Annotated in this window: 15 protein-coding genes; 12 read left to right on the top strand and 3 right to left on the bottom strand. The window is 35.1% G+C overall.

Going from position 1 to position 16,448, the window contains the following annotated elements:
* Positions 1 to 35: 35 nt before the first annotated feature.
* Both FJOH_RS25000 and FJOH_RS24995 read right to left on the bottom strand, forming a co-directional pair.
* Entirely contained in the window at positions 36 to 4,055 is a 4,020-nt protein-coding gene (locus FJOH_RS25000) for a PAS domain S-box protein (protein ID WP_012026807.1), read from the bottom strand.
* An 11-nt stretch (positions 4,056 to 4,066) separates the two neighbouring features.
* The gene (locus FJOH_RS24995; protein ID WP_012026806.1) at positions 4,067 to 4,516 is read right to left on the bottom strand and encodes a response regulator; all 450 of its coding nucleotides are present in this window, start codon (positions 4,514 to 4,516) and stop codon (positions 4,067 to 4,069) included.
* 550 nt (positions 4,517 to 5,066) lie between these two features.
* Here FJOH_RS24995 and FJOH_RS24990 point away from each other — a divergent pair.
* Positions 5,067 to 6,503, top strand: coding sequence for a glycosyltransferase (locus tag FJOH_RS24990; protein WP_012026805.1), 1,437 nt, complete (start codon positions 5,067 to 5,069; stop codon positions 6,501 to 6,503).
* Between the two features lie 77 nt (positions 6,504 to 6,580).
* Here the strand turns inward: FJOH_RS24990 and FJOH_RS24985 are convergent, their stop codons facing one another.
* Positions 6,581 to 7,324: a hypothetical protein gene (locus FJOH_RS24985; protein WP_012026804.1), complete on the bottom strand. Its 744-nt coding sequence runs from the start codon at positions 7,322 to 7,324 to the stop codon at positions 6,581 to 6,583.
* Between the two features lie 299 nt (positions 7,325 to 7,623).
* Here FJOH_RS24985 and FJOH_RS24980 point away from each other — a divergent pair, with 299 nt between their 5' ends.
* The 11 genes from FJOH_RS24980 to FJOH_RS24930 all read left to right on the top strand — a co-directional run bounded on the left by FJOH_RS24980 (position 7,624) and on the right by FJOH_RS24930 (position 16,430).
* Entirely contained in the window at positions 7,624 to 8,013 is a 390-nt protein-coding gene (locus FJOH_RS24980; RefSeq protein WP_012026803.1) for a hypothetical protein, read from the top strand.
* 192 nt (positions 8,014 to 8,205) lie between these two features.
* The gene (gene ureA / locus FJOH_RS24975) at positions 8,206 to 8,508 is read left to right on the top strand and encodes an urease subunit gamma (protein WP_012026802.1); all 303 of its coding nucleotides are present in this window, start codon (positions 8,206 to 8,208) and stop codon (positions 8,506 to 8,508) included.
* Positions 8,509 to 8,526: 18 nt separating this feature from the next.
* Positions 8,527 to 8,895 carry an urease subunit beta gene (ureB, locus tag FJOH_RS24970; protein WP_012026801.1) on the top strand — a complete coding sequence of 123 codons (369 nt, stop codon included), beginning with the start codon at positions 8,527 to 8,529 and terminating at the stop codon, positions 8,893 to 8,895.
* A gap of 2 nt (positions 8,896 to 8,897) precedes the next feature.
* The gene (ureC, locus tag FJOH_RS24965) at positions 8,898 to 10,619 is read left to right on the top strand and encodes an urease subunit alpha (RefSeq protein WP_012026800.1); all 1,722 of its coding nucleotides are present in this window, start codon (positions 8,898 to 8,900) and stop codon (positions 10,617 to 10,619) included.
* Positions 10,620 to 10,768: 149 nt separating this feature from the next.
* Positions 10,769 to 11,266, top strand: a complete 498-nt coding sequence (gene ureE / locus FJOH_RS24960) for an urease accessory protein UreE (RefSeq protein WP_012026799.1) — start codon at positions 10,769 to 10,771, stop codon at positions 11,264 to 11,266.
* A gap of 29 nt (positions 11,267 to 11,295) precedes the next feature.
* Positions 11,296 to 11,982: an urease accessory protein UreF gene (locus FJOH_RS24955; RefSeq protein WP_012026798.1), complete on the top strand. Its 687-nt coding sequence runs from the start codon at positions 11,296 to 11,298 to the stop codon at positions 11,980 to 11,982.
* Between the two features lie 70 nt (positions 11,983 to 12,052).
* Positions 12,053 to 12,691: an urease accessory protein UreG gene (ureG, locus tag FJOH_RS24950; protein WP_012026797.1), complete on the top strand. Its 639-nt coding sequence runs from the start codon at positions 12,053 to 12,055 to the stop codon at positions 12,689 to 12,691.
* Between the two features lie 33 nt (positions 12,692 to 12,724).
* Positions 12,725 to 13,558, top strand: coding sequence for an urease accessory protein UreD (locus FJOH_RS24945; protein ID WP_012026796.1), 834 nt, complete (start codon positions 12,725 to 12,727; stop codon positions 13,556 to 13,558).
* On the top strand, positions 13,559 to 14,260 hold the full coding sequence (locus FJOH_RS24940) for a membrane protein (protein WP_012026795.1): 702 nt from the start codon (positions 13,559 to 13,561) through the stop codon (positions 14,258 to 14,260).
* A 12-nt stretch (positions 14,261 to 14,272) separates the two neighbouring features.
* Positions 14,273 to 15,133, top strand: a complete 861-nt coding sequence (locus tag FJOH_RS24935) for an urea transporter (RefSeq protein ID WP_012026794.1) — start codon at positions 14,273 to 14,275, stop codon at positions 15,131 to 15,133.
* A 34-nt stretch (positions 15,134 to 15,167) separates the two neighbouring features.
* Positions 15,168 to 16,430 (top strand): hypothetical protein, encoded by a 1,263-nt coding sequence (locus FJOH_RS24930; protein ID WP_012026793.1) that lies wholly within the window; start codon positions 15,168 to 15,170, stop codon positions 16,428 to 16,430.
* Positions 16,431 to 16,448 lie beyond the last annotated feature (18 nt).

Genomic DNA, 16,448 nt, shown 5'->3' with positions numbered 1-16,448 from the left:
GTTATTTCCGTTTTTTTATGATTTATATTTTAAGATTATGATACCGGAATATAAATATCAAAAGATGCTCCTTGGTTTTGTTCGCCTTTGGCAGTTATAATTCCGTTGTGGTTTTCAACAATTTTTTTTACGATTGCTAGACCTATTCCGGTTCCGTTATATTGGTCTCGTCCATGTAAACGCTGAAAAACATCAAATATTTTTTTACTGTACTGCGGTTCAAAACCAATTCCGTTGTCAGAAACTTTAATATGGCAATATTGAGTTTCACTTTCTAATGACTTTTCTTCAAACTCAGAACCTTTTGCGATTTTGCTTTCAATTTTTATTAAAGCAGGTACATCTGGTTTTGAAAACTTAAGCGAATTGCTGACCAGATTATAAAGCAGCTGTCTAAACTGAAATGGTATAATACTTACATCTGCAATTTCGTTACTTTCAATTACGGCATTTTTTTGTTCGAGTTCTTCACGGAGATCTTCCTTTACTTCTTCAATAATTTTAGAAAGACTGGTTTGCTCAAAAGTTCTATCCTGAATGTTTGTTCTTGAATACGATAACAAATCATGAATTAAAGTCTGCATGCGTTTAGCCGCATTTTGCATTCTTTGAAATTTATCTTTTCCAGAATCAGATAAATTTTCAAATTCTTTTTCAATAATCTGCGAAGCAAAAGTCTGAATTTTTCGAAGCGGTTCCTGTAAATCATGGCTGGAAATATAAGCAAAGGACTGAAGTTCTTTGTTCATGTGTTCCAGTTCTGCATTTTTTTGTTCCAGTTCGAGAGCATTCAGTTTTATTTTATCATCGGCTCTTTTTTTCTCGGTTAAGTCATGCGTTACTTTTGAGAATCCAATAACCTCATTATCTTTATTATGAATGGCTGTAATTACTACACTGGCCCAAAATAAAGTACCATTTTTGCGCACGCGCCAGCCTTGCTGAACTGCTCTTCCTTTTTCTCTGGCGAGTTCTAGTAAAGTACTTGGAATATTGTTTTTTTGATCTTCGGGAGTGTAAAATATGCCAAAATATTTTCCGGTAATTTCCTGTGCTTTATAACCTTTAATTTTTTCAGCACCAATATTCCAGTTTTCTACTATTCCGTCGCGGCTTAAATATAAAATGGCGTAATCTTGTACTTCTTCGACCATTAAATGGTAACGTTCTTCGCTTTTTTTAAGCGATTCGTACATTTGGCTTAATTCCCGCGTTCTTGCTGTAACTTGTTGTTCCAGCTCGTTTGTAAAAGCTTTTTCGGTATGAATATCAGTAAAGGCGCCAACCCATTTTACAATTTTATTATCGGCATCTAAAACTGGTTCACCCAATACGGTATGCCATCTGTAACTGCCGTCTTTTCTAAGTACTCTGACATCAGATCTAAAAACTTGTCCTGTATGCAAACTATGATTCCAGATTTTTATATTTTCTTTAAAATCTTCGGGATGAATCATAGATTTCCATTCAGCATCGCCAGTTGGTTTTATTCCGGTATATTCAGCCCATTTTCCAGAGGCAAATAAACCATTTCCTTTTTCATCGGTTTCCCAAATTAACTGTGGAATACTTTCGGTTAAAGAACGGAAACGCTTTTCGCTTTCGGCGATTTTGTTTCGTGCCTGGACTTTTTCTGTTACATCAACAATTGTGGCTCTAATTCCGGATATACTATTATCGGTATCGTACATTGGAGCATATTCAAAATCAATATAAAACAAATGCTCACCATCGTCGCCATTGATAAGAATAGGAGATTCTATTTCAGAATGTACTTCTCCGGAAAGATATACTTCATTTAATATTCTGCCATATTTTTGAGAAGAGAGTTCCGGAAAAATTTCTAAGAGTTTTTTACCCTGAACGTCGCTTTCTTTTTTCTTCCAAATGTTTTTAAGCAAAGCTAAATTGGCTATTTCAATAACCATATCGCTCCCTTTTAAAATGGCTTTTGGGATAGGGGACTGCATTACCAGATTTCTAAATCTTTTTTCGCTTTGTTCTAATTCCTGCTGATGATTTTTTTCGCTTGTAATATCGCGTACCGTTCCAATTAACTTGTCGGGATTATCATTTTTATCATAAAAAACTTTTCCTTTTCCTTCTACCCAGTGAATAGAATTGTCCGGCCAGATAATTCGAGCTTCATAATGAAGATTTCCGGATAAAATAGCTTCTTTAAAAGCTGCATTTCGAATTTGCATATCATCCGGATGCAGGTGTTTTAATATTTCTTCGTGAGATAATATAATAGGATCCTTGTAATTGCCCAGAATTTCCAGATATCTTTGAGAATAATGAAGTTCGCCGGTTTTTACGTTTAAATCCCAGGTTCCTAATTCGCTGGCTTCAACTATAATATTTAAGCGGTCTTCGTTTTGCTCGATTTTTTTTCGGGCATCGACTTTTTCGCTTACTTCTGTTACCGTTACAATAATTCCGGTTATTTCGCCGTCTTCTTCTCTAAGCGGATAATACAGAAAATCAAAATACCAGATTCCTTGTTTTCCATATCGATTTAAAGGAACAGGAACTTCATTTCCATGATAGGGAATACCCGTTGTTAAAACATTTTTTAATAAAGAATCTACCGTTTCTCTTACTTCTGGAAGAGAATCAAACAAAGGTTTTCCAACAAAACTATTTTCTTCTTTGTCAACTAATTTTAGATACGCTTCGTTTGCTGATTCTACAATATATTCTGGTCCGCGGAGAATTGTAATTCCAAGAGGCGCTTGTTTTACGGTATCACGGAAACGTTTATCGGCAATTTCAATTTTTTTAGATGCCAGATGCAAATCAGTAACATCGGCTGCAGTGTTCATTACAGCATATACTTTTTCGTTTGTGTCAAACAAAGGCGTAAAACTGTAATTGAAATAAAAAGTTTCTAGTTTATTGTTAATCATTATATCAATCCGGGCATTTTTGTTGTGAAAAGATTTTCCGGTATTTAAAACACTTTCAACCTGTTCAAAAACCGATTGATTATTAAGTTCTGGCAGAATTTCTCTGTATGATTTTCCAATAACATCCGGACCTTTTCCCCATACTTTTATGATAGAATCGTTGGCAAGTTCGATACGCATTTCTCTGCCAACATAAACTCCAATAGGAAAAGGAGCATTTTCTACAAGCTGTCTGATTTTTTGTTCACTTTGCTGTAATTTTGATCGGGCTTCAACCTGATCTGTAACTTCTATTGCAATAGCGACAACGCCCGAAATACTTCCGGTACATTCGGTTAAGGCTTCATAAATAAAATTGACATAAGTATGTTCTGTTTTTCCATCTCGAGAAAGCTCAACCAAACGTTCATTGGCAATAAACTTTTTTCCGGTTGTGTAAACGTTTTGAATAAGCTCTTCTAATCCCTGATCTTTAATTTCGGGCAGAACTTCAAAAATAGATTTGTTGAGTACTTTTTCTGAAGTGGTTCCCCAGAGCTGTATCATTTTTTCGTTGGCAATTTCTACAATATGATCTTTTCCTCTAAAAATACACATTGCCAATGGCGCCTGCATGATGTTGTTTTTAAAACGCTCATTTTTTTCTTTTAAAAGATCAGCAGCTTTTTTCTTTGCAGTAGTTTCAATTACGGTTACTAAAATACCGCCTACTTTGCCATTTTCTATTCGTATTGGTGAATAAGAAAAATCGAAATAACAGGTTTCAACAACGCCATTTCTGTTTAGCGGAACAACAAAATCTGGAAAACTGATTGATTTTCCGTTCATTACTTCCTCAAACATGGGATTTGTAATATGCCAGATTTCAGAAAATGTTTTTTCTGGAGAATTTCCTAAAGCATCAGGATGTTTATCTGAACCAATAATTTTACGAAAAGCATCATTGTATAACTGCGTAAATTCATTTCCCCACGCTATATACATTCCAAACGGGTTATTGAGCATTACCGAAGTTATGGTACGCAGACTTTGAGGCCAGTTTTCAGGATCACCTATGGGAGTTTTGCTCCAGTCTTTGGAGCGTATTAATTCGCCCATTTCTCCGCCATCGGCTAAAAAATAATGTTCCTTATTGGCGTGGCTCATTACAAAAGGATTTAGGGTTGAATTATAAAATGTGCTCGTGCAGGTTTTTTGAAATTATTTTCGGAGGCAGTAATAAGGGCATTTTCTATAACCGATTTTAATTTTGAAAAATCGCCGGGTTTGCGAATATAATATGTAGCATCTTTATCGTACATAACGTCTACGATTTCGCTGTCGAGAGAAGTCGAAAAAATTACTATCGGAAAATCTTTTAGTTTTTCAATCTGTCTAATTTCTGTAAGACATTCTGAACCGTTTTTTCTAGGCATATTCAAATCTAAAAAAAGAATATCAGGTAAATCATTTCCAGATTTATCTGCCAGAAAGTCCATTAATTGAACTCCGTCATTTACAGTTACAAGAGTTGTGGCAAGCGATAATTCATCTAAAGCTTCTTCAAAAAAAGAGCAGTCGTCCTCGTCGTCATCAGCTAGTAAAATGTTGTAAATCTGTTTGTTCATTCAGTATAAAATATTTTGGGTATTCTGCTTAGGTTTAAAAAGTAAAAGCGAAAATGAATGTTTTCTTGCTAAGATAAAATTAATTTTCGCAGTATAATTAAATAAATACCTATAAAATTAACGTATTTAATCGATAATTTAAAAACATTTATGGCAATACTTTTTGTTTAAGGCTTTTTTGTAAGTAAAGTTTTTACTTTTTCTAAAAACAAAAAAACAAGATCATTTCTTTGAAATAGAGATACAATTTTCGATTCAATTTTGCGTTTTTATATTTTAAGGCATCACTTCGCCACAGCAAAAATCCCTTATTTTACTACTGTTTACACACTAAAAACTGTATAAACATTCTACAAAGTGTAAAATTTTTACACACATCAAATCTGTGTAAAAAACGTAAAACGCTTAAAGTCAGTTTAAAACCTAAATGGCACGTCGCTTGCAAATTGGGATAGTGTCACTCTTTAACTTTTAATTGTTTACTAAACAAAATACAAAAGAAAGAGAGCATTTGATAAAAGCCATTTTAGAGAATTAAAACAAACAGGACATGGAAAGCGAAACAATTATCTCGAAACAATTTTACACTGGCAGCAATAGCGCCGATGTACAAATAAGCCCTTCTATTTTTAAAATAAACAACAACTCAACCAAAAAACATATTGAAAGACCAAAAAGTGCTTTCGGATTTATGATCCTTGCAGGTACATTTTTGTTACTGCTGACCGGAGCTTTTTTCGTTTTTCAATTTCAGCCGGATTTTGATCAGCTTCATTTAGAAAGATTAAATTCTACAGGCGGAATTATTTTTCTTGCCGTAACGGTAGCATTATTTCTTTTTAAAGGCGGTATGTTTCTTTACAATTTATACCTTTATTTTAAATACAAACCAATTGAATCAGTTTCTGATGAATTACTGCCAACTTGTACCGTGATTGTTCCGGCTTACAACGAAGGAAAATTGGTTTACGAAACTTTAATGAGTTTAGCAGAAAGTGATTTCCCAGCACACAAATTAGAGCTTTTAGCTATTGATGATGGAAGTAAAGATGATACATGGTACTGGATTCAGCAGGCTAAAATTAAATTGGGAGATCGTGTTTCAATTTTTCAACAACCTCAAAATAAAGGTAAACGCCACGCATTATACCGTGGATTTAACTTAGGAAAAGGAGAAGTTTTTGTAACAGTTGATAGTGATTCAATTGTGAAAAAAGATACTTTAAGAAACTTAGTAAGCCCGTTTGTTGTTGACGAAAAATGCGGTGCCGTTGCAGGAAATGTTCAGGTTTTGAACAACGAAAAAGCAATTCTGCCAAAAATGCTTAATGTAAGTTTTGTAATGAGTTTTGAGTTCATGCGTTCTGCAGAAAGTTCGTTAGGTTCAGTACTTTGTACTCCGGGAGCTTTGGCTGCTTACAGAAGAAATGCCGTTTTTGCCTGTCTGCCAGAATGGATCGACCAGACTTTTATGGGACAGCCGTCTGATATTGGTGAAGACCGTGCCATGACAAATATGATCTTAAAACAAGGACACCATGTATTGTTTCAGCGTAATGCTTATGTTTTAACAAATGTTCCTGAAGATTACAAAGGTTTATACAAAATGTTCATTAGATGGGGAAGAAGTAATGTTCGTGAGAATATTATGATGGCAAAATACGTTTGGAAAGATTTTAGAAAAGAATCTAAAGTTGGAGCAAGATTATTGTTTACAGAACAGTCTATCAGAATCATCATGACGTATCCTTTCTTTATCTTTATGTTCTATTTTATTGCAACGCATCCATTATTATTTATTAGTTCAGCGTTATTAGGAATATTAATTGTATCAAGCTTTTCAGTATTGTTTTATGCAAAAAGATATTCTTTTACAGAAGCATTCTGGGCGTATTCATATAGTGTTTTCTACACTTTCGGATTGTTTTGGATCGCTCCGTATTCAATCATTACAGCTCATAAAAGAGGCTGGCTGACTAGAGGTTAAGAAATTTCCACAACTACTATTTTATATTTAATCCTGAAAAACTCCTGTTCCACTAAGCAGGAGTTTTTTTTATGCTTTTATTGCAGCGAGGCTATTACGTTTTCTCTAACTCCGGTTTTTAAATCAATTACTTCAAATCTTTTGGTAGACGAAAATGATCCTACATCGCTGTCGCTGTTGATTAAAATAGCGCCAACTAAAATAATATATTTACAATTATATCTTGTAGAAGCAATAAGTTCCTGAATTCGTTGGTCGATAGCTTCATAAATTACTTCAGTTGCTTCATACAAAGGAATTTCAGAATTTAAAATCTTATCTTTTTGATTATAAAGAATTTGTTCAATTATATTCATTTGATAATCAAGTTCAGTAATATTATTTGGCTGAATACCATTGTGCGTCAGTTTGTTCAATGCTCCTTTAGCGGCTCCGCAGCAAAGCGAATTATTGTTTTGCCCAAAACGATTTATTTCTCCCACTATACCTTCTTTTGAAATACCAATATGAGGCCCGTAATAAATAAATACGGCGCCATCATCGGGTACATGGCTGGCAAAAGCGGCCATACCTGTTAAACCAGTAAAAGGAAATCCGTCTAATCCTCCCATTTTAAACGGACCTAAAAATTCCAGAGCCCTTGCTGGATATTGAATACTATTAACATCATCACTGCAAATGCTGTCTGCCAATATTATCTGTGAAGGTTCTAAATCTAATTTGTCTTCAACATAATCAATTATCTTATTTATGTAATCAATCGTAGTTAATGCATTTGGATAATATTGACGGATGATGTCAAGTTTCTCTCTTTTTTTCATGTATCAAAAATTTATGCAAAGTTTTTATAATTATCTGTTGATAATGAGTGTTTTATGGGGTATAATTCTTAAAAATGAATAGTATTAAAATCTATTTTAGAAGTTGTAAGCGGGCAAAAGTAGGTTTTTTTTTACGACAAAGTCATTTTTTTCGTACAATAAAAGAGGATTTTTTTTCAAACTAAAAAAACATATTAAAATTACAGAAAAAGGATACAAAAGTCGTGATTTGTGAAAGCAAAACAGTTGAGCTCTTTCATAATTTTGTTTCTGGTTTTTAAAAGGAACTATTTAAAAGAATGAAACGATTACTGTATATAACTTGTTTTTTATTATTGGTGTTTTTTGCAGCTGCAAAAAATGTCCAAAAAGTTCATATACACAACAATCAGCATTTATCCGGCAGTCATATTTTGGGTAATGATCAGTCTGTATCTCAAAATGATTCAGCTGTTTTTGCTGATATTAACGATGAGTCTTATTCTGAAGATATTGAAGATATTGATTTGGGCGATTATGGTTTTGATCATTTCGCCTTTCTAGATTCTAATGCAGTATTTAGTTTTATCTTCAGCCAGCAGTCTTATAAGTCAGCTTTGTATGCAAATGGTTCTCACCAAATAGTGCATGCAGCAACAATTCCCCTTTACATTTTATTTCATTCCATGATTATTCCTTCGGCGAATTAAATCGGGTTTTACTATTACTTCTTTTTTTTAGGAAATCATTTCAATTAGACAGATTATGATCTCATAATCATATTCTTCTGTTGTATTTCTTCCAAAATCGTATAGTCTATATTTTCTCAGCATTGACAATTTTAGTGCTGTTAATGGGACTCTATTTTTAAAAATTGTTAAACATTTTAAATTTTAAACACTATGCATCTTACACCAAGAGAGAGTGAAAAACTGCTATTGCATCTAGCCGGAGAGTTAGCGGCAAAAAGAAAGGCAAGAGGTCTTAAATTAAATTACCCAGAAACGATTGCTTATATCAGCAGTCATTTACTGGAGGCAGCAAGAGACGGAAAATCAGTAGCAGAACTGATGAATTATGGAGCTACCCTGCTGACCAGAGATGATGTTATGGAAGGTATTGCTGAGATGATACATGATGTTCAAATCGAGGCAACATTTCCTGACGGAACTAAATTAGTTACAGTTCACAGTCCTATTCGTTAAACTCAAAAAATTAAAATTATGATTCCGGGAGAATATTTTATCAGTAAGGGAGACATTGAGTGTAATGTTGACCGAAAAACAACTAAAATAAAAGTAATCAACACAGGTGACCGTCCAATACAAGTAGGATCTCACTGCCATTTTTTTGAAATCAATCGTATGATGAGTTTCGATCGCAGTGAAGCTTTTGGAATGCGTCTTAACATTGCCGCCGGAACAGCAGTTCGTTTTGAACCCGGCGAAGAAAAAGAAGTAGAATTAGTTGCATTTAGTGGAGCAAGACGTGCATTTGGTATCAACAATATCGTGAACGGAGATACTACACTAGAAATAAACAAACAACATAGTTTGGCAAAACTGAAAACTGAAAACTTTAAAAATAAATAATTATGAGCCTGAAAATAAATAAGCTGAAATATGCCAGCATGTATGGTCCTACAAAAGGAGATAAAATTAGACTGGCCGACACAGATATCATTGTTGAGATAGAAAAAGATTTTACCGTTTATGGTGATGAAAATAAATTTGGCGGGGGAAAAACAATCAGAGACGGTATGGCTCAGTCTAGTACTGCTACGCGCGATCAGGGAGTTTTAGATCTTGTAATTACCAATGCTACTATTATTGACCACTGGGGTATTGTAAAAGCAGATATTGGTATTAAAGATGGTAAAATAGCAGGAATTGGTAAAGCTGGTAATCCAGATACAATGGATGGTGTTGAACCTCACATGATTATAGGTGCGAGTACAGAAGCTCACGGTGGTGAAAATTTAATTGTTACTGCTGGTGGAATTGATACCCATATTCATTTTATCAGCCCTCAGCAAATTGAAACTGCTTTATATAGTGGTGTAACCACAATGATTGGCGGTGGTACTGGACCTGCTGATGGTACAAATGCTACTACTATTACACCTGGTAAATGGTATATTGAAAAAATGCTGCAAGCTGCAGAAGCATTCCCTATGAATCTTGGATTTTTTGGAAAAGGAAACTGTTCAACCGAAGCGCCATTGGATGAGCAGATTGAGGCTGGTGCTTTAGGTTTAAAAATTCATGAGGATTGGGGTGCTTCGCCTGCAGTAATTGATGCTTCATTAAAAGTTGCTGATAAATATGATGTTCAGGTGGCAATCCATACTGATACTCTTAACGAAGCAGGTTTCCTTGAAGATACAATGAATGCAATTAACGGACGTGTGATTCATACTTTTCATACAGAAGGTGCTGGAGGAGGTCACGCTCCGGATATTATTAAAGCTGCAATGTATCCTAATGTATTGCCGGCTTCAACAAATCCAACCCGTCCTTATACTGTAAATACAATCGACGAACACTTAGATATGTTGATGGTATGCCATCACTTAAGCAAAAATATTCCTGAAGACGTTTCATTTGCAGATTCTCGTATTCGTCCGGAAACCATTGCAGCAGAAGATATCCTGCATGATATGGGAGTGTTTAGTATCATGAGTTCAGACTCACAAGCTATGGGACGTGTAGGTGAGGTGGTTACCCGTACTTGGCAGACTGCTGACAAAATGAGAAAACAACGCGGTGACCTTGCAGAAGATAAAGGAAACAAAAATGACAATTTCCGTGCAAAACGTTACGTGGCTAAATATACAATTAACCCTGCTATTGCACATGGTATTTCACAGTATGTGGGATCTATTGAGGTAGGAAAAATGGCAGACCTTGTATTATGGAAACCAATGCTGTTTGGTACAAAACCTGAAATTATTATTAAAGGAGGGATGATTATTGCAGCTCGTATGGGAGATCCAAATGCTTCTATACCTACGCCGCAGCCAGTTCTTTATCGTAATATGTTTGGAGCTTTTGGAAAAGCACTGTCTAAAACATGTGCCACTTTTGTTTCTCAGGCTTCTATTAAAAACAATATTGCAGAAGAGTATGGATTAGAAAAAATGATTTTACCAGTAACAGGCTGCAGAAACATTTCAAAAAAACATCTGATCCATAATGATAAAACTCCTGAAATTACTGTGAATCCAGAAAATTATGAAGTACGTGTTGATGGTGAGAAAATCATCTGCGAACCAGCAACACATCTTCCAATGGCACAGCGCTATTTCTTATTTTAATTATTAGAGTTTAAAATAGCGGTTCAGCCTAAAATAGAAAGAAACGCTGCTGGTTAATCCGGCAGCAGTTTCTATCTAATTGAACCTTTAGAATGATATGAAAAAGAAACAAGGCATGCTTGAAAAATGTATGATTTAAAATAGAAGATATGATTATAAATGAAATTGAAGGAAGCCTTAGGGAATTTGATATCACAAACCGTGTTGTAGATTATCTGGAAATAGAATGGTTTGAATCTACTAAACGAATTCAGCGGAAAAAATCTAAAAACGGACAAGAAGTTGCCATTAAATTTTTGAAAGAAGGACAGCGGTTAAAACATGAGGATGTAATATATGCAGATGATCAAAAAATAATAGTAGTTGATATTATTCCCTGCGATGCAATTGTGGTAAAACCAAAATCATTGCTTGAAATGGGCAACGTATGCTACGAGATTGGAAACAAGCATCTTCCAATGTTTATACAAAATGATGAGGTATTGCTTCCTTTTGAAGAGCCTATTTTTAAATGGCTTTCGGCGAGCGGTTATCATACAGAAAAAGTCTTTACAAGATTAACTAACATAGTAAACTCTACTGTGCAGCCGCATGGACATTCAGAAAGTAGTTCGCTGTTTTTTAAAATTATGAATATCGCTAAGTAAAAAGGGATTTATTTTTAATAAAATATATAATGAAAAATTTTATAGGCAGCTTATTACACCTAAGTGATCCAACATTGCCAATTGGAGGTTACACACACTCAAACGGACTGGAAACTTATGTACAGCAGGGATTAGTAAAAGATAGGGAATCTGCTATGTTATTTGTTCACAATATGCTTACAAACAATTTATTATACAATGATGCAGCATTTGTAAAACTCGCTTATGAAGCTGCACAGTCTAAAAATACCAGCGCATTGTTTTTACTTGATGATGAGTGCGCAGCATTAAAAACGGCCCGTGAAATTAGGCAGGCAAGCCAAAAACTAGGAGTAAGACTTATCAAAATCTTTAAACGCCAGGTTGCAGATGAGATAATTAACGAATACGAAAAAGCAATTTTTGAGAAAAAATCCGAAGGACATTATTGTATCGTTTTTGGAATTTATGCAAGCTTATTAAATATTCCGTTGTATGAAGCTCTTTTTGCATTCTTATATAATGCAGCTGTTGGAATGGTAACCAATGCTGTAAAGCTTGTTCCGCTGGGACAGCTGGATGGACAAGATATACTGCATGATATGCAGGAAGTAATTGAAACTGTAGCCGGAAAGACCATTGAGCTTGATCGAAATCATGTGGGCTTATGCAATATTGGTCTGGATGTAAGATGTATGCAGCATGAGCAATTGTATTCAAGATTATATATGTCTTAAAAAAAACAATAAAAATAAAGTAGTAACCAAGAGCTAAAAACTCAGTGTTACAATTAAAAAATTAGAAAAAATGAAAGAAAGAAATTATATCAAAATTGGAATAGCCGGACCAGTTGGTTCAGGAAAAACGGCTTTAATTGAACGTTTGTCTCGCAAATTGATGAACGAATACAGCATTGGAGTAATCACAAACGATATTTATACAAAAGAAGATGCTGAATTCCTTACTAAAAATAGTATGCTTCCTAAAGAGCGTATCATTGGTGTAGAAACAGGAGGATGCCCGCACACTGCCATTCGTGAAGATGCAAGTATGAATCTGGAAGCAGTAGAAGAAATGGCTTCACGCTTTCCTGAAATTGAAATTATATTAATTGAAAGCGGCGGTGATAACCTGTCGGCTACTTTTAGTCCTGACCTGGCAGATATAAGCATATTTGTAATTGATGTTGCCGAAGGAGATAAAATTCCACGTAAAGGGGGACCTGGAATTACAAGATCAGATTTACTTGTAATTAATAAAATTGACCTTGCTCCTTATGTAAATGCAGATCTTGGAGTTATGGAACGTGACGCCAGAAAAATGCGAAACGGACAGCCTTTTGTTTTTACAAATCTTATGAGTCTTCAAGGACTTGATGTTGTTATAGGCTGGATTAAAAAATATGCCTTACTGGAAAATATAGAAGAACCGCAGCTGGTTCGATAATTCTATTTAGTGTACAACATTCAACTATTTTAAATGATCAATAAACTAAATATTGTTAGTGGATTTAAAGAAGGACGTTCTTATCTAAAAGATGCCTTCTTTACCCGCCCTTTTCGCATAGCAGATATAAAAGAAGACAAAACAGATCCTTCTCTTTATCTGATGCTGATGAGCTCTTCTCCCGGAATACTCGATAATGATCATTATGATATAAACATTCAAATCGAATCTGAAAGCCGTTTAATGCTAGAGTCTCAATCGTATCAAAGATTGTTTAATATGCAGAACGGTGCTGTACAGCAAATGAATGTTTCATTAGCAGACAAAAGTACTTTTAGTTATGTGCAGCATCCCATTGTACCTCACGAGCAGTCTATTTTTAAAGCATATAATGTCTTTAATCTTACAGATAATTGCAGTCTGACTGTGGGAGAGATCATTACTTGCGGCCGAAAACATTCTGGAGAAGTATTTCTTTTTTCAAAATTCCAAAATCTAACCGAAGTATTTCATAATGGAAAATTGGTAGTTAAAGATAATGTGCTTTTGCAGCCACTTTTGGCAGATGTTCAAACTTTAGGACAGATGGAAGGTTTTACACATCAGGCAACTCTTATGTATATCAATACTGGAATTGAGGATGTTGAATCGTGTATTGAATTGGCTTATGCCGAACTGCAGTCTGAAGAAAATATTGCTTTTGGAGTTTCCAAGCCTTTTGCAAATGGCATGATAGTACGTGTTTTGGGCAATGGCGGAGAACAGCTTTATAATGCATTTCGTAAAATACAGCGTAAGCTTTGGATAGCAGAAGAGAAATTGAATATTAAAAGTCAGGTGACTGATCTTGCTGAAAATTATATCTAAATGGATACTACATTAACTACGCTGGTATTATCAGCTATTACAATAAGCTGTCTGCACACAGCATCAGGGCCGGATCATTATCTGCCATTCATTGTATTATCAAGATCCAGAAAATGGTCCATAACAAAAACGGTCTGGCTTACTATTGTCTGCGGTCTTGGACACATATTAAGTTCTGTTGTACTGGGACTTATTGGGGTTGTGGTAGGCTGGCAGTTATCAAAATTGTCTATGTTTCAGGATGTGAGAGGAAATGTTTCGGGCTGGTGTTTACTGCTGTTTGGTCTTGTTTATTTTATCTGGGGATTAAGAAGCGCTTATCTAAACAAACCCCACAAACATTTTGAGGTATATAATGATGAGGATATATATGTGTATGAACATAGACATGGCGAAGTAGTTGCTCCTCAAAGCCGAATCAAAATTACACCCTGGATTTTGTTTGTTATTTTCGTTATGGGACCCAGTGAACCTCTTGTACCGTTATTATTTTATTCGGGAGTGCGCCGATCTTCAATAGAAGTAATCATTTTAATTGTTGTTTTTGCAGTCTTTACAGTTCTTACCATGCTTATCATGGTGCTGATAGGGTGTTATGGTTACTCTTTTTTCAAAACAGACAAACTAGAGCGTTATGTGCATGCAATTGGCGGCGGAGTCGTGACAATATGCGGTATTGGAATGGTATTTCTAGGATGGTAAAATTTTAAAATTATGAAATCAAAAATTAGTCTTTATAGTAAAACAATTTTGACCAGTATAGGTCAAATCATGCTGCAGGAAAATCCGTGGACAGGATTACTTTTTCTAGCCGGTATATTTTATGGATCTGTGGTAATGGGAATTGCGGCAATTTTATCTGCAGTAACAGCATTAATTACAGCTTTGTTATTAAAATTTGATAAAAATGAGACAGAGCAGGGGCTTTATGGTTTTAGTGCCACCCTTGTAGGAGTTGCGTTAACCTTCTTTTTTAAACCAGAACCTGTAATATGGATTGCTATTATTGCAGGATCTTCATTAGCGGCTATTTTACAGCATGTTTTTATAAAAAGAAAAATACCGGTATTTACATTGCCATTCATAATTATTACCTGGATTGGGTTGTATATTTTTCACAATGTATTTATTATTGGGGGGCCTGTATCAGGATCAGAACTTTTAAATGATCAAAACGAACTGGCTACAGTGGCCCACGGCTTTGGAGAAGTAATTTTTCAGGGCAGTATTCTTGCCGGAGTTATCTTTATTTTGGCAGTATTTATCAATAATCCTGTAGCGGCTTTGTATGCTATAGCATCAGGAGTATTGAGTGCTTACATATCGCTTCAGTTTTCAGAACCGCAAACTGATATACACATGGGATTGTTTAGTTTTAATGCGGTGCTTTGTGCCATAACTTTCTCAGGAACCCGCGTTAGAGACGGAATTTATGTACTGTTTTCAATTTTGGTTTCAACCTTATTCGATATTTATATGGTAAAAATGGGATGGGCTCCTCTTACTTTTCCTTTCGTGGCCTCCAGCTGGATTACTCTTTTGCTTAAAAAAAGTGTTCCTGCAAAATATAGATAATTGAAAAATCTTCAAATTAAATAATCAAATTAAAATGAAAAAATATGCCTTATTAAGCACATTGTTTTTTGCAGTGTGCTATTCAGCCTGCGCTCAGGTTTCGTTTGAATCTAAAGCAACGGCAGGAGATAAACCACTTTATGAAATGGAATTTTCACCTCGTTTAAAATTAAACGGTTATGTAAATTTAGGAGGAAATGATGCCAGCGCCTCTCAATCATTAAACTTAAATTCAGCAGATCCGTACAATTCGCTGAAAGACAAAAATGCTGACGCCAATATGTACCAAACACAGCTGGCTTGGAAAACTACTTATAACGGTTTTGAAAAAGGACCATTAGAAACCTATATTGAAGGGCAATGGTGGGGAGGGCCTGGATCTGGAGGAAATCTGCAATTGAGAGTAGCCTATGTAGATTATAACCATTGGCACGTTGGTCAGGATTGGAGTTTCTTTGGCGGCGGAGTTCCTACATGGTACAATACCTTAGATTGGGAAGGGCCTAATTCAGGAACATGGGCAAGACACCTTCAGGTAAAATACTATAATAATTTTGGAAAAGATAAATTATGGAGATTTGAAGGAGGAATGGAAACATCGGCACAATACCTAAAAGTGGCCGGCGGTAATGTTCCCGGACAATTTTCTGTAGACCCAATTGCAGCATTTACTAAATATACACAGGATGGAAGTTTTATTCGTCTGGCATTAATGGGACGAAGCATTCGTTACACCAAAGAAAATTCAGAAAATGCACTTCAAATGGGATGGGGTATTAATGCTAACTTAAAAAACAAACTAAGCGATAAAAGCTATTTTATGGCTCAGGGACTTGTAGGTTCTGGTATTGCAGGATCATATACTTTATCCGGAGCATTATTTAGTAATAACGGCGCCGCAGTTATGTATGATGGTATTTACGATCAAAATGGCAGTTTTAAAACAGTTCCAGTATATGGAGGTTCTGCGGGAATTGAATATTTCTTTGGAACAAAAAAGAATCTGCATTCTAATTTAGTACTTGGATATACTAATATGGCGTATCATGCATCACCTCTTTCATTAGTTCAGAATAAAGTAATTAATGATAATGCTGCTGGTGATTTTTTAAACAAGAATAACGAATCTACAACACATACCGCTTTGACTTACGGCTCTATAAACTTGATGTATGATATTACAAAAATATTTACAATGGGTATTGAGTATGATGGCGGAGCAAAACAAATCAACAATTCAATTTCTCAAAGTTCTATGGTTAATCGTATTGCTGCGGGTATAAAGGTTGGTTTTTAAAAGTAAAACAAACACAGT

The organism is Flavobacterium johnsoniae UW101 (assembly GCF_000016645.1).
In the GTDB taxonomy this organism is placed as follows: Bacteria; Bacteroidota; Bacteroidia; order Flavobacteriales; family Flavobacteriaceae; genus Flavobacterium; species Flavobacterium johnsoniae.
The sequence above is the reverse complement of the archived record's forward strand: the minus strand, read 5'-3'. Positions and strand labels throughout refer to the sequence as shown.

What these genes read in the sequence shown, in the direction of transcription:
- FJOH_RS24955 (WP_012026798.1), top strand. Translation starts at nt 11,296, where the DNA reads ATGAAAAATTTTATAGGCAGCTTATTACACCTAAGTGATCCAACATTG.
- FJOH_RS24930 (WP_012026793.1), top strand. Translation starts at nt 15,168, where the DNA reads ATGAAAAAATATGCCTTATTAAGCACATTGTTTTTTGCAGTGTGCTAT.
- ureE (WP_012026799.1), top strand. Translation starts at nt 10,769, where the DNA reads ATGATTATAAATGAAATTGAAGGAAGCCTTAGGGAATTTGATATCACA.
- FJOH_RS24980 (WP_012026803.1), top strand. Translation starts at nt 7,624, where the DNA reads ATGAAACGATTACTGTATATAACTTGTTTTTTATTATTGGTGTTTTTT.
- ureB (WP_012026801.1), top strand. Translation starts at nt 8,527, where the DNA reads ATGATTCCGGGAGAATATTTTATCAGTAAGGGAGACATTGAGTGTAAT.
- ureA (WP_012026802.1), top strand. Translation starts at nt 8,206, where the DNA reads ATGCATCTTACACCAAGAGAGAGTGAAAAACTGCTATTGCATCTAGCC.
- FJOH_RS24995 (WP_012026806.1), bottom strand. Translation starts at nt 4,516, where the DNA reads ATGAACAAACAGATTTACAACATTTTACTAGCTGATGACGACGAGGAC.
- FJOH_RS25000 (WP_012026807.1), bottom strand. Translation starts at nt 4,055, where the DNA reads ATGAGCCACGCCAATAAGGAACATTATTTTTTAGCCGATGGCGGAGAA.
- ureC (WP_012026800.1), top strand. Translation starts at nt 8,898, where the DNA reads ATGAGCCTGAAAATAAATAAGCTGAAATATGCCAGCATGTATGGTCCT.
- FJOH_RS24945 (WP_012026796.1), top strand. Translation starts at nt 12,725, where the DNA reads ATGATCAATAAACTAAATATTGTTAGTGGATTTAAAGAAGGACGTTCT.
- FJOH_RS24940 (WP_012026795.1), top strand. Translation starts at nt 13,559, where the DNA reads ATGGATACTACATTAACTACGCTGGTATTATCAGCTATTACAATAAGC.
- FJOH_RS24990 (WP_012026805.1), top strand. Translation starts at nt 5,067, where the DNA reads ATGGAAAGCGAAACAATTATCTCGAAACAATTTTACACTGGCAGCAAT.
- FJOH_RS24935 (WP_012026794.1), top strand. Translation starts at nt 14,273, where the DNA reads ATGAAATCAAAAATTAGTCTTTATAGTAAAACAATTTTGACCAGTATA.
- FJOH_RS24985 (WP_012026804.1), bottom strand. Translation starts at nt 7,324, where the DNA reads ATGAAAAAAAGAGAGAAACTTGACATCATCCGTCAATATTATCCAAAT.
- ureG (WP_012026797.1), top strand. Translation starts at nt 12,053, where the DNA reads ATGAAAGAAAGAAATTATATCAAAATTGGAATAGCCGGACCAGTTGGT.